We start from the raw sequence: 14,658 nt of genomic DNA, 5'->3' as shown, positions 1-14,658 counted from the left end.
TGGTCGTGACACCTTATTGTCGCGAGATTCCCCATGTCACTGCTCGAACGCCTGTTCCAGCTGCAGCAGCACGGCACCACCGTGCGCACCGAGCTGCTGGCCGGTGTCACCACCTTCCTGACGATGTCCTACATCGTCTTCGTCAATCCCGAGATCCTCGGCACCACCGGCATGGACGCCGGCGCGGTGTTCGTGGCCACCTGCCTGGCCGCTGCACTGGGTTCGGCGGTGATGGCGCTGGCCGCCAATTTCCCGGTCGGCATGGCTCCGGGCATGGGCCTGAACGCGTTCTTCGCCTTCACCGTGGTCGGTGCCGCTGGCCTGCCCTGGCAGCAGGCACTGGGTGCGGTGTTCATCTCCGGCCTGGTGTTCCTGGTGCTGTCGCTGACTGGCGTGCGGGCGTGGCTGGTGTCGGGCATTCCTTCGTCGCTGCGCTCGGCCATCGTGGCCGGCATCGGCCTGTTCCTGGCGATCATTGCGCTGCAGAAATCCGGCGTGATCGTCGGCAATGAAGACACGCTGGTGGCACTGGGCCCGTTGAACACGGCACCGCCGCTGTTGGCGCTGGCCGGCTTCCTCCTGATCGCGGTGCTGGAAGCGCGCCGCATCCGCGGTGCGATCCTGATCGGCATCCTGGCCGTGACCGGCGCTGGCTGGGCATTGGGCGACGTGCAGTACCAGGGCCTGGTGTCGCTGCCGCCGAGCCTGGCACCCACCTTCCTGCAGCTGGACCTGCCGGGCCTGCTGCACCATGACGGCGGCGCGCCGATCGCGGTGCTGCTGCAGGTGGTGCTGGTTTTCGTGCTGGTGGAAGTGTTCGATGCCACCGGCACGCTGTACGGCGTGGTCGGCCGAGCCGGCCTGCTGAAGCTGCCGGGCGCGCAGAAGCGCTTCGGCCGTGCGCTGCTGGCCGACAGCACCGCGATCGTGGCCGGTTCGATGCTCGGCACCAGCAGCACCACGGCCTTCGCCGAAAGCGCCTCGGGCGTGCAGGTGGGCGGCCGCACTGGCCTGACCGCGCTGGTGGTGTCGGCGCTGTTCCTGGCTGCACTGCTGTTCTCGCCGCTTGCGGCGATGGTGCCCAGCTATGCCACCGCGCCGGCGCTGCTGTTCGTGGCTGGCCTGATGCTGCGTGAACTGGTGGAAGTGGACTGGAGCGACCTGACCGAATCGGTGCCGGCCGCGCTGTGTGCGCTGGCGATGCCGTTCACCTATTCGATCGCCAATGGCCTGGCGTTCGGCTTCATCGCCTATGCCGCGCTGAAGGCCGGCACCGGCCGCTGGCGCGAAGTGCATCCGGCGGTGTGGCTGGTGGCGGTGCTGTTTACCCTGCGCTACGCATTGGAGTAAGCGTTGGGCGGTGCCGGCCAGCGGCCGGCACTACCGGGCGGTGGTTCACCTGCCGCGCACGGTGCTTTGGGATGATGCGGGCATGCCACCGCCAGTCCTTCCTGCTGATCCGTCCTCGCCGTTACGCCGCCGGCTGCTGCGTGCGGCAGTACTGGCGCCGTTGGCCGGTACGCTCGCCACCCTGCCCGGCTGCTCGCTGCCGGTGCAGGTGGATGGCTCCTTCCTGCAGCCCTGGCGCAGCCACCTGCAGTGGGGCCTGGCCGACTGGCAGCGATCCTTGAAGCTTGCACGTACGCTGGGCTGCAGGCAGCTGGTGCTGCAATGGACCGGCATCGTCGGTGGCAGTGACGGCGACTGGTCATTGCCCGACGGCAGCCTGCAGCAGCTGTTCACCGCTGCCAGCGAGAACGACATCCGCATCCGCGTCGGCCTGCCCTTCCAGCAACGCTGGTGGCAGGCCATCGGCGCAGACGATGCCACGCTGCAGGCCTTCCTGGCCGAGAGCCTGGGGCATGCACGCAGCTGGTTGGCACAGGCGCCCTGGGCGCAGCAGCCGGCCTTCGGGGGCTGGTACCTGCCCTACGAGCTGGAGCAGTACCACTGGGCCGATCCGGCCCGCCAGCACTGGCTGGCGCAGTGGCTGCACGGGCTGGTGCAGGCGGCCAGCGCACGCGGTGGTGACTGCGCGATGTCCTGCTACTTCAGCCGCCTGCAGACCGATGGCAGCCTGGTCACGTTGTGGCAGGCCGTGCTGGCCCAAGCGGCGGTGCGGCCGATGGTGCAGGACGGTGTGGGTGTAGCCGGTGCCGGCAACGTGCAGCAGCTGCAACCGCTGCTCGATCATTTCCATGCACATGGCATTGGTTTCGATGCGATCGTTGAACTGTTCCGCGAACTGCCCGGCGGCCCTGCCGACGGCAGCGGATTCAAGGGCGAAACCGCCGATGCCGCACGCATCCAGCGGCAGTTGGCATGGGCACGCGACAGCGGCGCGCAACACGTGCTGGTCTATGCACTGGAGCCGTGGCTGACCCAGGACACCCCGCAGGCCGCAGCACTGCGGCGACGTTGGGGTCTGCCTCAGTAATAGAGGATGGCGGTGGCGAACAGACCTTTGGCGCGTTGCGTATCACCGCCGCCGATGGCGATGCGGTACTGCACGGTCAGGTCCAGGTAGGAACGTGGAGCGTTGTAGTGGTCCTCGCGGAACCAGTAGCGCACGCCCACGCCCGGGCCCGCACCGAGTGACCAGCTGCGCTGGCTGTCGTTGAGCGCGAACGACTGCGACGGCAACAGCGGGTAGCGGAGGTCGCGCACGCGCGAGCGCTGGTCCAGCCAGTCCGCTCCCACCACCACGTACGGCGTGACCACCCAGTGGGTCTGCCCTGCACCGAAGCGGAAGCTTCGCCCGGCGCGCAGTTCACCGGCAGCGAACCACTGTTCGCGATGCAGGCGGCCATTGGCCTCGCCCACGCGCCGCACCGGTGTGCCGTTGGCATCGAGCGCGTCAAGGGTGAAGCTGGCACTGTTGTCGTCCCAGGTATAGCCGCCCTGCGCCTAACCGCTGACCATCCACCACTGGCTCACGTCGGTGCGCAGATCGGTGCCGTGGTAGTAGCCGTAGGTGAGGTAGGACATCCATCCACCGGAACCACTGGCCAACCGATAGCGCGCCAGCGTACTGGCTTCCAGTGGTGGGTTCAGCGCCAGCTGCAGGCGGCATTGCACTGCTGCCGATTCGGGGTAGACCTCGCCCTGGCGGGTGGCGCTGCCGAGGAACTGCCTGCGCTCGATACCGGCACTGAGCCCGGTCTGGCCGAACGCATAGCGCATGCCGAAGGACACGATGGTGGATGGCCAACCCGTGGTCGAACGCGAGTGGCTCAGGCGCTCGGCGCGTACGCGCGCATCCGGTGTCGATTCACCCGTGCAGGGATCCACCGCACGGATCGATTCGTAGGTACCGCCCTCGTCGTACAGCGTGTTGAGCAGGCGTGCGTAGAGTTCCAGCGTGCCATGCTGGTCGTTGAAGGCCGGGGGCCGCCAGAACGCCTCCAGCGTACTGAACACCGAATCGCCTGGCGTGCTGATCGCCGCACCGCCGACGTTGGTCGCCGCCTGGCGCGCACCACGGAATCCCGCCGATGCGATCACGCCCCACTCGCGCGAGTAGTTGGCGATGGCATTGCGAACGTTGTAGCGCTGGTGCTCATCCAGTTGCAGGTCACCCGCGTCGGCACGGTCGATGGCGGTGCGCAGCAGCGATGCCGCCTGGGGGGTGTTGCCGTTGGCGGCGCTGGCGTAGGCCTGGTCGAGCACCACGCTTTTCGGTGCCCTGCCGGTGGCCTCAGCGGCACGGAAGTCGGCCAGCGCGCGCGCCGGCTCGCGTGCCTTCTGGTTGAGGTAGCCGCGCTGCATCAGCGCGCCCGCATCATCAGGGTGCTGCGCCAGTGCCGCATCCAGGCGCTGCCGCGCTTCGTCCTGCTGGACGCGGTTGCCCGCTGCCAGCGTGGTGGTCAGCAGGCCCTGCAGGTTCGCGTCCTCCGGTGCGAGTTGTACGGCCTTCCGTGCCTCACCGATGGCGTCAGCGTAGTCCCGGCGTGCGTAGGCAGCGTAGGCACGCTGCGCGGCACCGCCATCCCCCTGAAGGTCGGCCGGCATCAGCTCGCAGACGTTGCTGCTGTCACCGGACTGGCAGTGCTGGACCGGTGCCGGGTAGGCCTCGGCGCTGATGCGGGGAAGCGCGCGACTGGATCGAATCGCCTTGGCGCGCTGCTCGATGCCCTGCTGCAACAGCAGCTGTGTCCGTGCGTCTCTCTCATCTGCTGACACTGGCGCCTGCAACGGTGCCAGCAGTGCAGCCGCACGCACCCGATCGCCGGCAGCCAGTGCCGCATCCACCGCCAGCAGGCGCACGTTGCGCTGCTGCGCGGTTGATCCCGGCGTGGCAAGCGCGGCGTCGAAATCCTCATTGGCCCGCAACGTGCTGCCCTGGCGCTGGCGCAGGTAACCGCGCATGACCCGTGCATTGAGGTCGTTGGCATCTACCTGCAATGCCTGATCAGCACTGTGCTCAGCGTCGGCCAGCTGATCGCCCTGCAGCTGCGCGGTGATCAGCAGCAACCGGTATGAAGCCACCTCCGGTGCCAGCTTCACGGCGTCGCGCGCATGTCCAATGGCCGCGGCATCATCACCTGCGGACAGCGATCGATAGGCTTGCTGGGCCAGCAGCAGCGCGCGTTGGCGCGTCAGCACCACGCGGCGCGCGCGCAGTTCCTCGACGTTGGGTGCCCCCAGCTGCAGCGCGGTGCCGATGGCGGTGTCGGCCTGTTCGGGCTGTTGCTGAGCCTCCAGCGCCGCCACCCACAGCAGGGCCCATGCGCCCTGCTTCGGCTGCTGCCGGAACGCCTGCTCGGCCTTGCTGGCGGCAATGCCCATCTGCCCGGCGTCGTAGGCCGCATAGGCTTCGGTTGCCAGCAGGTAGGCCTGCCGGCTGTTGCGGTCGGCCGCCGTGGCGGACGCACGTGGCAACGCTGCGCTACGCGCCGCACCTGTGGTCGTCTTGGGCACAGCGGCGGCCAGCGCCGGCAAGGCCGGATCCTTCATCCCCGCGTCCAGCGCACGGCGCGCCCGCTGCTGCGCTTCTGCGCCACGACCGAGCTTCTGCAGCGCATAGATCTGCAGCAGGCGCAGCCGCACCACATCCGGGCGCAGCCGGATCGCTTCACTGGACTGCTGGTAGGCCGCGGGGTAATCGCCACGTTCATAGGCGGCAAACGCCCGCTCGGCGATGCGGTAGGCCGCACCGGACAATGGCAGCGGCGCATCGGCCTGTGCCAGTACCGGTGCGGTGGCTGTAGCCAGCGCGATAGCAATGACGGTGGACAGCAGCGTGGTCTTCATGCCGGCAAGGCTCCGGGAGGCGGCGACTGCAGCGTGGCCGCACGCCGGCGCTGTTCCTGCATGGCCTGGGCCACGGCCTCCTCGGTGGTGATGCCCTGCTTCACCAGGTAATCGCCGATGCGGCCGTCGCGCTGCGGCTTGTAGTCGTCCAGTGCGATCTCGAAGCGTGCGTGATCGATCAGGCGCATTTCCACCAGCAGGTCGCCCAGCAGTGGCACGTTGTCCAGGTGCCACTGCCGGTCGCCACCGATCAGGCGCAGTCCCGCGTTGATCTCGCTTTCGCGGGCGATGCTCTGTTCAATGTGCTCGCTGCGGGTTTCCTGCTTCAGCAGTGCCAATGCCTCTTCGGGCAATGGGCTGGCCACGGCCAGCCGCAGGGTACCTTCCTGACGCGGCGGCAGCGGCAGCATCCGCCATTGCACGCAGGCATCGGCACTGACCGGGAACTGGCAGGCACGCAGGTAATCCACGTCGATCACCGCGCGTGGCAGGTCACCCTGGAAGGCGATCGCCTCGGCCAGTGTTTCATCGTCCAGCCAGCCCTGGGTAAGCAGGATGCGGCCCAACGGCTGCTGCCGGCCGGCATGCTGCTGGTCCAGCGCCTGCTGCAGGCGTTCGGGTTCAACGGCCTGCCAGGTGCCCAGCAGTTCGCCCAGCTGCTTGCGGGTCTGTACCAGCTGCGCCGCATCCGGGAAATCGTGCATGGTCTTGTCCCAGACCATGCGCTTGCCGAACAGCAGGTAGGCCAGGAACACCTTCCAGGCACGCGCGGTGGCCATGAAATTGATCATGTTGCCGACCACCATGCGCGGGATCGACATCAGCGCATGTTCCCAGCCATACAGCCGGTTGACGAAGTAGAAGCGCTGCACGACGCGGGTCGCCAGTGCAGCCGTGGTCAGCAGCGCCACGTTCATCTGCCAGGTACCGGGCTGGAACACGCTGGGAAACTGCATCGTCCATACCCCGGTCATTTTCAGCAGCCAGAACAACAGCAGCTGCAGGAAGATGACGTAGGCGATGATGCTGACGAACGAGGTGATGATGCCCTTGCGGTCTCGCGCCAGCAGGTATTTGGTGGCCAGCGAGCCGCGCCAGCCCAGCGACTCCCAGCTCTGCAGGCCGATGCCCAGCACCCAGCGTGCCTTCTGCCGGTAGGAAGCGCGGAAGTTGTCGGGGAAGTACTCGCGCACGCACAGGGCCATCTGCTGGGTGCGTTCGCGCACCGGGCCCCAGCCGAACCACGAGGGCCGGCGCACGCGGAACTGCACCGGGAAGCGCGCGAAGATCGACTGCATGCCCATCGCCGCCAGTCGTGCACCGACGTCGTAGTCTTCGGTGAGGCTGTCGGTGTTGAAGGGCTGGTTGTCGGTCTGTGCACTCAACGCCAGCAGCGCGCGTCGCGAGAAGCAGGTACCGACGCCCGCCGAGGGCACCATGCCGGACACGCTCTCGCGCACCACCAGATCCTTGGCATGCCATTCGGCGAACTCGTCCATGTAAACGCCGGCCACCAGCTCGTACCACTCGCGGTCCAGCGAGGTAACCGGCAGCTGGATCATGTCCTTGCGTGGCAGCAGGTAGTTGTAGAAGCGCAGTTCCATCGGATGCAGCACGTCCTCGCTGTCGTGCAGGATCACACCGGCGAACTCGATGTCGTGGCGCTTCTCGTACTCAAAGATGGCCAGGATCAGCCAGTTCAGGCAGTCGGCCTTGCTGGTCGGCCCGTCGTGCGGCACTTCCACGCGGCGCAGGCGCTTGTAGCGGCGGCGCATGCGCTCCACTTCATCGATGGTCTGCTGGTCGTTGGGATAGGTGCCGACGAACACGACGTACTCGCGGTAGTCGAGTACGTTGATCATGTTCTCGACCATCTGCGCGATGACGTCGTACTCCATCCACGCTGGCACCATGATCGCCAGCGGCTGCTCCGGTCGCTGCAGCAGGTCTTCCTGGGTCAACGGCTTGTAGGCATCGCGACGCTTGATGGTGAGCGCGCGCCAGCTTTCGCGGACCCAGTACCAGACATCGATGAACAGGTCATCGAGACTGGAGATCAGGATCAGCACGGCCACCGCCGCCGCCGTGGTTTCCAGGGCGGCGTAGTAGTTGGCCAGCTGGATGTTCCAGAACAGACCGTCCACGGTGGATCAGTGCCCTGTGTTGGCGGACTTGCGGCGGCGCACCTGGGTGACGCGGGCAGCCAGCAGCGCGAACACGATCACGCCGACCAGCAGCAGCAACCAGACCATGTGCCGTTCCCACTTCGATTGCGGATTGCCGTCCTGCGCGACACGCGTGCCATAGGGATCCTGGCGGTCGAATTCGCGCACGGCATCACTGCCGTCGAGCACGGCGAGATCACCACGCAACAACCGGAACGGCGCGCCGAACGACGGTGCCTGCGCACCCAGGTCGCTGTACAGCACGCCGAGCTGACCGCCGGATGTCCCGACCTGCACCACTGCGGCGCGGTCCAGGCCGCTGACATCCAGCAGCGGCTGCGGCTTCCCGCCGATCAGCAGGTGCCCGTCCTTCAGGCCGGCCACATCGACACCCGACAGCGCCACACCGAAGGCCAGCCATGGCGCACCCGGGCTGACCGCCGCACCGGCATCGACCACCTTCAGTTCCGAGGCCTCCGGCGACGCCCCCACTGCACTGGCCACAGCGATGACCTTGGCCAGCGATGCCGGTGCATCCTGCAGCCACGTGGCGGGCACGAACACCTGGTTGCCGCGCGAGAGCTGGCTGCTGGCACCGACGAAATCACTGCCCAGCGAACGCTTGGCCAGGGTCAGGTGGCTGCTGGGCAGCACCGATACCGGATAGCCAGTGGCCGGATCGTGGCAGTACGGGCGTGCCGGCTGGCGCAGGAAGCTGATGCGGATCTCGTTACGCGCCGACAGTGCATAGGCCGGCACCTTGGCCACCAGCCGCTGCGGCTGGCCATTGGCGGCCAGCACCTTCCCACCCAGCAGGTAGTCATTGAAGTAGATCGTGGCTACCGCGCCCTGCCCGGCCGCATTGGGAGCCGCAGAGACATCGATCACCACCTCCTCGGGCAGGCGGCCATCGGCCGACAACGCACCGAGGTCGAAGGTGGCGCTGCGATCGGCGCGGGTGACCACGTCCATCGTGCCTGCGATGTTGCCGAGCCGACTCAGCAGCACCTGGTCGCCGTCGAGCTTCGGCATGCCGGCCGCGGTGACCTGCAGGCTGCGGCCCAGCGCATAGCTGCGCCACTGATCGGCGAACAACCCGGCGACCTTGCCGGCCGCCGCCGGATCGACCACCAGCGTCGGACGGCCGGCAACGGCGACCACGCTGACCGAGCCATTGTCTGCGGGATTTTCCAGGCCGCCCATGCCAGTACCGCGCCACGCGGCGAACGCCGTGCCCGCATCAGTGCCAGTGGCGCCGACCTGCGCACCGAGCGCGTCCAGCGCCGCGCGTACTCCAGCCCTCAGCGCATCGCTGCCGATCATCACATCGGCAGCCAACGGCCCACTGTCACGCAGCGACAGCAGCGCGCCGACTTCGGCCAGATCCTTCAGCACATACGCGCGCTCGCCCGACGCCAGCGCAGCATAGGCCGGCACGCCCTGCAGGCTGGCCGGGATGCTGATGCCGGTCAGGTCAACACTGTCACCAACCTTGGGCAGCGCGACCACCTGCACCTGCTTGCCACCGGCCTGCAGCGCGGTACCGATGCGCCAGGCGGCATCATAGACAGGCGCCTGCAGACCCCTGCCATCCACCAGCAGGTGCACCCGTGGCGGCAGCGCGCCCCAGGCCTTGGCCACGGTGTCCACGGCGCGGCCGTCGAAGCGGTAGCTGAAACGCGAATCCGGCGACAACCGCAGCACGTTGGCCGGTGCGCTCTGGTCGGCGCACCGGTAATCGGAAACGATCGACCACCAGCCGACGCCGACCCTCACGAAACCGTTCTGGCGCGGTTCGCCATCGATGGCCAGCAGCTGGCTGGCATCACCCTGCGCATCGGTGATCGAACGCGCGGCGATCGGGTCGCCGTCGACCGACCACAAACCGGAAGTGCGCCCAGCGTGGCCGCGCACATAGCGCCCGTCCAGCTGCAGCTGCGCGTCGCGGGTGGCGACACCGGCCGGCACCGGCAGGTAAATCTCTCGCTGGCTTTCCTGCCCGCTCAATACCAGCGGCTGGCGGAAGCCGAGTTCGCGCAGGCTCATCTGCCGGTTCACCGTACTGTCGCCGCTCCATTCGGCGAACTGGCCGGCAACGCTGTCGGCGGCATGGGCACTGGCGACCACGCCCGAGAGGACGAACGCGGCAGCGGAAGCAAACAAGGGAGAGCGGCCGGTCTGGGTCATGGCATCACTTCATGCGGATGAGGGTGGTTGGCAGCGCCACCGTGGACGACGGGTGAGAACTCGGGCAGTGGTTGCCCACGCAAGGCGGCGACGATGCGCGCACTGGCGCGGCCATCGCCGTAGGGACTGGCATCGGGGTCGAAGTGGGTCGGCTGCGGTGGCTGTGCCAACGCGGCGTTGACCGCCTCGACGATGCGCGAAGGGGTGGTGCCGACCAGCGTCACCACACCCGCCTCGACCGCCTCCGGACGCTCGGTGACATCGCGCATCACCAGCACGGGCTTGGCCAGTGCCGGCGCTTCTTCCTGCACGCCACCGGAATCGGTGAGGATCACGTCGGCGCGCTGCATCAGGCGCACGAAGCGCAGGTAGTCCTGCGGCGGCACCAGGTGCACGTTGTCGAGGTGGCCGAGGTGGGCGTTGACCGGGCCCTGTACGTTCGGGTTGAGGTGCACCGGGTACAGCACCTGCAGGTCCGGGCGTCGCGCCAGCTCGGCCAGTGCGCGGCAGATGTCTTCGAAGCCCTGGCCGAAGCTCTCGCGGCGGTGGCCGGTGACCAGCAGCAGGCGCCGCCGCGGGTCGAGCATGTGGAAGGGCGCGTCTGCCCGCGCGCGCAGCGCCGGGTCGGCATCCAGCCGCTGTACGGTCTGCTGCAGGGCATCGATGACGGTGTTGCCGGTGACCAGGATCTGCCCGCCCAGGTGTTCGCGGGCCAGGTTGGCGCGCGAGCTGGCGGTGGGCGCATACAGCTGGTGGCCGACCACGTCGATCACCCGCCGGTTCATTTCCTCCGGCCATGGCCGGTTGATGTCACCGGTGCGCAGGCCGGCCTCGACGTGGCCGATTGGAATGCGGTGATGAAACGCAGCCAGCGCGGCGGTCATCGCCGTGGTGGTATCACCATGCACCAGCACGCGGTCCGGGCGAACCTGTGTGTAGAGCGCGTCAAGCCGTTCGAACAGCCTGGCGCACAGGCCGTTGAGGGTCTGGTTGGGCACCATGACATCGAGGTCATGGTCGGCGGTGATCTCGAACAGCGACATCACCTGGTCGAGCATCGCCCGGTGCTGGCCGGTGATGCAGACCACCGACTCGATGTCGGCAGACTCTGCCAAAGCCCGCACCAGCGGCCCCATCTTGATCGCCTCCGGCCGTGTGCCGAACACCGACAGGACCTTCACCACAGCGCTCCCGAAGGCTGGCGCGGGGGGATGCAGGCAGCTGTAGCCACGTCTGGATCCTTTCGGCGTTCCCGTCCAACACCCGTGGGCAGGAGACGGTCACCTCATGAGGAAACTCCAAATTCGCGACATACATCACATTCATGTGGTTGTACGTGCGTCGTGGCACTGATCTTCATCGTTGGAAGATCAAGACGCAGTCAACGCCACCTGCGGAACAGGTGACGTTGCGGTGGAACGCAGCGGTGACGGCGGCCTGGGGCCGCCTTACTCGTACTGGATGGTGAAGGTCGCCTGGCCGTTTGCGACACCAGCGCCGACGGTACCGGCCTGGGTCTGCACATAGCGGGCACGCAGCGGCAGCGCCATGACACTGGTACCCGGCACGGTGGTGCCGACGTTGACGGTCTGGCCGAAACGCACTTCGCGCTCGGTGCTGCCATCGCGCTGGACCATCTGGATGCCGATGCGGGTGGCGCTGTTGGTGGCCGCGCTCAGCTTCAGCACGCCGGGCATGTTCGAGCTGTCCTGGTCGGCGTCGAGACGGATGCCGATCTTGCTCTGGTAGGCAGCAACGTTGCTGCCCTGGCAGTTCAGGCGGATCTCGAAGTCACGGTCGACCGCACGCGAACCAACGCCGGTGAAGGTGGTGTTGGGCACGCTGCCGAAATCAACGGCGATGTTGCGGCTGCCGGCCTGCACTTCGCAGGTCGGGCTGACCACGGTGGTACCCGAGCCCCTGAAGGTGGAGGTCAGCACCGGGCGGCTGGGGCCATCACCATCGAAGTAGTAGGTGGTGAAGCGACCGTTCGGTGCGATCACGCCCGAACCGGTCTGCGCGGCGGTCTTGATCAGCTGGATGCGGAACTGGCCACCGATCAGCGAGATGGTGGAGTTGGCCGCGAAATTGATGGTATGTGGGTAATAGGCCTGGATCGCGCCGGAGTCGCGGAACAGGCGGATGCCCACACCGGCCACGCCGGTCTCATAGACGTTGGCAAAGCCAGCCACCGGTCGCTTCTGCGGCGCGTTGACGTACTCGCCTGTCGAGTAGCCGCTATACCAGTAGTCACAGCGGGCAACGCTGTTCTGCTGGTTGATCGGCACGCTGATTTCCTTGATCACGCCGCCCACGGGCGTACTGGGCAGGATCACGATCTGACCCATGTCCATCTGCACGTCCTGCGCAACGAAACCGTTGACCTGGATGCGGCAGGCCGCACTGGCCTGCTGCGCCAGCAGCACGCCACCCAGCAGGGCCAACGCGGCCAGTGCCTTGCGGCCACGGGAAGAAATCATCGGCATGCTGCCTCCAGCGGGATGAAGCCGGTCTTGGACGCATCGGCGCCCGCCGGTACCTGGTAATCAATGGTGCAGCGCTGGTCGGCACCTGCGCCCCACTCGACCTGCAGCTGGCCCTGGTTCTTCTCGCTGCGCACGTACAGGCGGCCACCCTGGCTGACCATGCCCACCGGCTGGCCCTGCTCGTCCTTGACCTGCGCGCCGAACGGCAGCGTGCGGCCATCGGTGTTGCGGACCTGGATCAGCAGCGCGTTGCCCTTGCGGGTATCGAAGCGCAGGTAGCTGATCGCACCGGCGAACGGTGCCACCGACTGGCTGGTGCTTTCCAGTTCGACGTCGTGGGCCATGCCCTGCGGGTCGAGGGTGACGGTGTTGAGGCGGTACGGCGACACGTACGGGACCACGGCGTAGCCGCGGCCATCGACACGCAGGCCGGGGGCGTTGCTGACGATCGCATCGCGTGCGCCCGGTGCTTCCACCAGCACCATGGTATCGCCACGCTGCGGGGTGAAGGTGAAGCCGCCAGGATGCACGACCACGCTGCCGTTGGCGCCGACCGAGGCCTGGCGGAAATCGCGCGAGTGGCTGTAGGTGGCATTCAACGCGGTGTAGCGGCTGCGGTACTCGGCGTTGCCGACTGCGGTGGTGCCACCCTCGCGGGAATCGGACAGCGCCGCGCCATAGCTGAAGTTGTTGTCGACGCCGGCAGAACCGGTGATGCCGACGCGGCTGTTGTCGTAGCCACCGCGGTCGCGCACGCCGACATCGGCGCTGAACGACACCGGGTGGGTACCACGGCCCAGCGGCACGCTCATCGACAGCAGGTACTGGGTATCGGAACGGCCGAGCAGGCCTTCTTCGGTACGCAGCGCCGAGAAACCATAGTTCACCGAGCGCCAGGCGTTGTTGTAGCCCACCTGGTACTGCTTGGAGGTGCCCGGGCGATCGTAGAAGTCACGCACCGAACCGGTCACGTACAGTGCGCCGCCACGACGGCCCAGCGGCTGGTTCAGCGTCACCTGGAACTGGCTGCGCTGGCGGCCGCGGGTGGTCGGATCGATGCCGCGCTTGTCCGAATCGCGCCCATACAGCGCGTCCTGCAGGCTGTAGAAGCCTTCGGTCGAATAGCGGTAGGCGGCCAGGGTCAGGTTGGTCCCGGTCTCGCCGATCATGTTGCTGTAGCTCAAGCGCACGCTGGCACCGGTGTGGTTGCCGTAGTGGTCGAACGTCGTACGTGCGTGGGTGACGTCGGCGGCGAACGCGCCGACCGGCGTGGACAGGCCGACGCCGTACAGCAGCGACAGGTAGCCATCGCTCAGTGCACTGCCGCCGTACAGGGTCAGCTGGTTGCCGATACCGCGCTGGTAGGTACCCTGCACCAGCCACGGCTCATCGGCCAGCAGCTTGTTGCGCACCTGGCCGGCCGTCAGCGAGTAACGCGACACGCCTTCGCGCAGCATCTGCGGCACCGAACCGAACGGCACCTTGAATTCGCGGCGGCGGCCATCGGCCTCGATCACGCTCACTTCCAGGTCGCCGCCGTAGCCGGTCGGGTACAGATCGTCGATGACGAAGCTGCCCGGCGACACGGTGGAGGAGTAGATCAGCTGCTGGTTCTGGCGCACTTCAACGCGTGCGTTGGTTTCGGCGATGCCGCGCACGACCGGCGCATAACCGCGCAGCGAGTCGGGCAGCATGCGGTCATCGCTGGCCAGGCTGGCGCCGCGATAGCCGATCGAATCGAACAGTTCACCGGTGGTGTAGGCCTCACCGATGGTGAGCATGCCGCGCACCTGCGGGATACCGCGCTGTGCGTAGGTGGCGATGCTCTGCCAATGGCGGCCGTCACCCTCGGACCAGGTCAGGTTCGAGTCGTGGCGGAACTGCCAGCCGCCCAGGTTCAGGCCGGCATTGAGGCCGAGGTAGGCACTGCGGTTGCGCTGGCCACCTTCGACGCGGCTGTCGCTGTTGATCGCATTGAAGCTGTAGCCGACGAAGCCGGCATTGATGCCACGGTCCCACAGCGCCGGATTGACGTAGCCGCGTGCCTCGCGGCGCAGGAACACCTGCGGAATGCTGAGGTCGTAGCGCAGGTTGCCGCTGTCATAGATGCCGTAGGCGTTGCTCATGCGCTGCTGCACCGGCACGCAGCTGGTCTTGTCGGCCGGCACGGACGGGTCCTGCTGCAGCAGCACGGCCTCGCTGTCCACGCCCATTTCTTCCAGCATCGGCAGCGGCAGGCAGGCGTCCACGCGGCCCTGTGCATCGGCCTTGAACTGCAGGTCGCGACGGCCCTGCCAGGCACCGTTGACGTAGACGTCGACGCGATAGGTGCCGGCCACCATCGGGTTGCCATTGGTGAACGCTGCCAGGTCGACCTGCTTGGCCTGGCCGGACAGGAAGCTGGAGTTGAACTGGGCCGACTCCGGTGCACGCGCATTGGCCGCACCACTCTGCGCCATCAGCGCCTGTTCGCCGAGATTGGCCGGGGCAGCCAGCGCCCATCCTGGGCAGGCCACGCCAGCAACCAACAGGCAAAGCGCCTGATGGATCGACAATGTCAATCTGTT

7 protein-coding genes and 1 pseudogene are annotated in these 14,658 nt (G+C 67.3%); 2 read left to right on the top strand and 6 right to left on the bottom strand.

The window, feature by feature from the left end; genetic code table 11:
• The first annotated feature begins 33 nt into the window (after positions 1–33).
• Together AC3ITW_RS02945 and AC3ITW_RS02940 are read left to right on the top strand one after the other, a co-directional pair.
• On the top strand, positions 34–1,350 hold the full coding sequence (locus AC3ITW_RS02945) for an NCS2 family permease (protein WP_004143054.1): 1,317 nt from the start codon (positions 34–36) through the stop codon (positions 1,348–1,350).
• A gap of 82 nt (positions 1,351–1,432) precedes the next feature.
• Positions 1,433–2,437, top strand: coding sequence for a DUF4434 domain-containing protein (locus tag AC3ITW_RS02940; RefSeq protein ID WP_100468339.1), 1,005 nt, complete (start codon positions 1,433–1,435; stop codon positions 2,435–2,437).
• Here AC3ITW_RS02940 and AC3ITW_RS02935 read toward each other — a convergent pair.
• The 6 genes and pseudogenes from AC3ITW_RS02935 to AC3ITW_RS02910 form a co-directional block, all read right to left on the bottom strand.
• Positions 2,431–5,253, bottom strand: a pseudogene (locus tag AC3ITW_RS02935) (NfrA family protein). The gene AC3ITW_RS02940 and the pseudogene AC3ITW_RS02935 sit on opposite strands and share 7 nt — an antisense overlap.
• Positions 5,250–7,397: a glycosyl transferase family protein gene (locus AC3ITW_RS02930; RefSeq protein ID WP_100434031.1), complete on the bottom strand. Its 2,148-nt coding sequence runs from the start codon at positions 7,395–7,397 to the stop codon at positions 5,250–5,252. The pseudogene AC3ITW_RS02935 and the gene AC3ITW_RS02930 overlap by 4 nt, the downstream one beginning before the upstream one ends.
• 6 nt (positions 7,398–7,403) lie before the next feature.
• On the bottom strand, positions 7,404–9,605 hold the full coding sequence (locus AC3ITW_RS02925; protein WP_100467791.1) for a hypothetical protein: 2,202 nt from the start codon (positions 9,603–9,605) through the stop codon (positions 7,404–7,406).
• Positions 9,602–10,786, bottom strand: a complete 1,185-nt coding sequence (gene wecB, locus AC3ITW_RS02920) for a non-hydrolyzing UDP-N-acetylglucosamine 2-epimerase (protein WP_100467790.1) — start codon at positions 10,784–10,786, stop codon at positions 9,602–9,604. The genes AC3ITW_RS02925 and wecB overlap by 4 nt, the downstream gene beginning before the upstream one ends.
• A 267-nt stretch (positions 10,787–11,053) precedes the next feature.
• Positions 11,054–12,091, bottom strand: coding sequence for a fimbrial protein (locus AC3ITW_RS02915; protein ID WP_012510025.1), 1,038 nt, complete (start codon positions 12,089–12,091; stop codon positions 11,054–11,056).
• Complete coding sequence (locus tag AC3ITW_RS02910; protein ID WP_050559851.1) at positions 12,082–14,646, bottom strand: fimbria/pilus outer membrane usher protein; 2,565 nt, start codon at positions 14,644–14,646, stop codon at positions 12,082–12,084. Before AC3ITW_RS02910 ends, AC3ITW_RS02915 begins: the two co-directional genes overlap by 10 nt.
• Positions 14,647–14,658 lie beyond the last annotated feature (12 nt).

This window comes from Stenotrophomonas sp. KH_052 (assembly GCF_057838755.1).
This window is presented reverse-complemented; position numbering and strand designations above follow the sequence as displayed.

Bases quoted from the DNA above. Each gene is read 5' to 3' on its own strand.
- AC3ITW_RS02945 (WP_004143054.1), top strand. From the start codon at position 34: ATGTCACTGCTCGAACGCCTGTTCCAGCTGCAGCAGCACGGCACCACC.
- AC3ITW_RS02940 (WP_100468339.1), top strand. From the start codon at position 1,433: ATGCCACCGCCAGTCCTTCCTGCTGATCCGTCCTCGCCGTTACGCCGC.
- AC3ITW_RS02925 (WP_100467791.1), bottom strand. From the start codon at position 9,605: ATGACCCAGACCGGCCGCTCTCCCTTGTTTGCTTCCGCTGCCGCGTTC.
- AC3ITW_RS02915 (WP_012510025.1), bottom strand. From the start codon at position 12,091: ATGCCGATGATTTCTTCCCGTGGCCGCAAGGCACTGGCCGCGTTGGCC.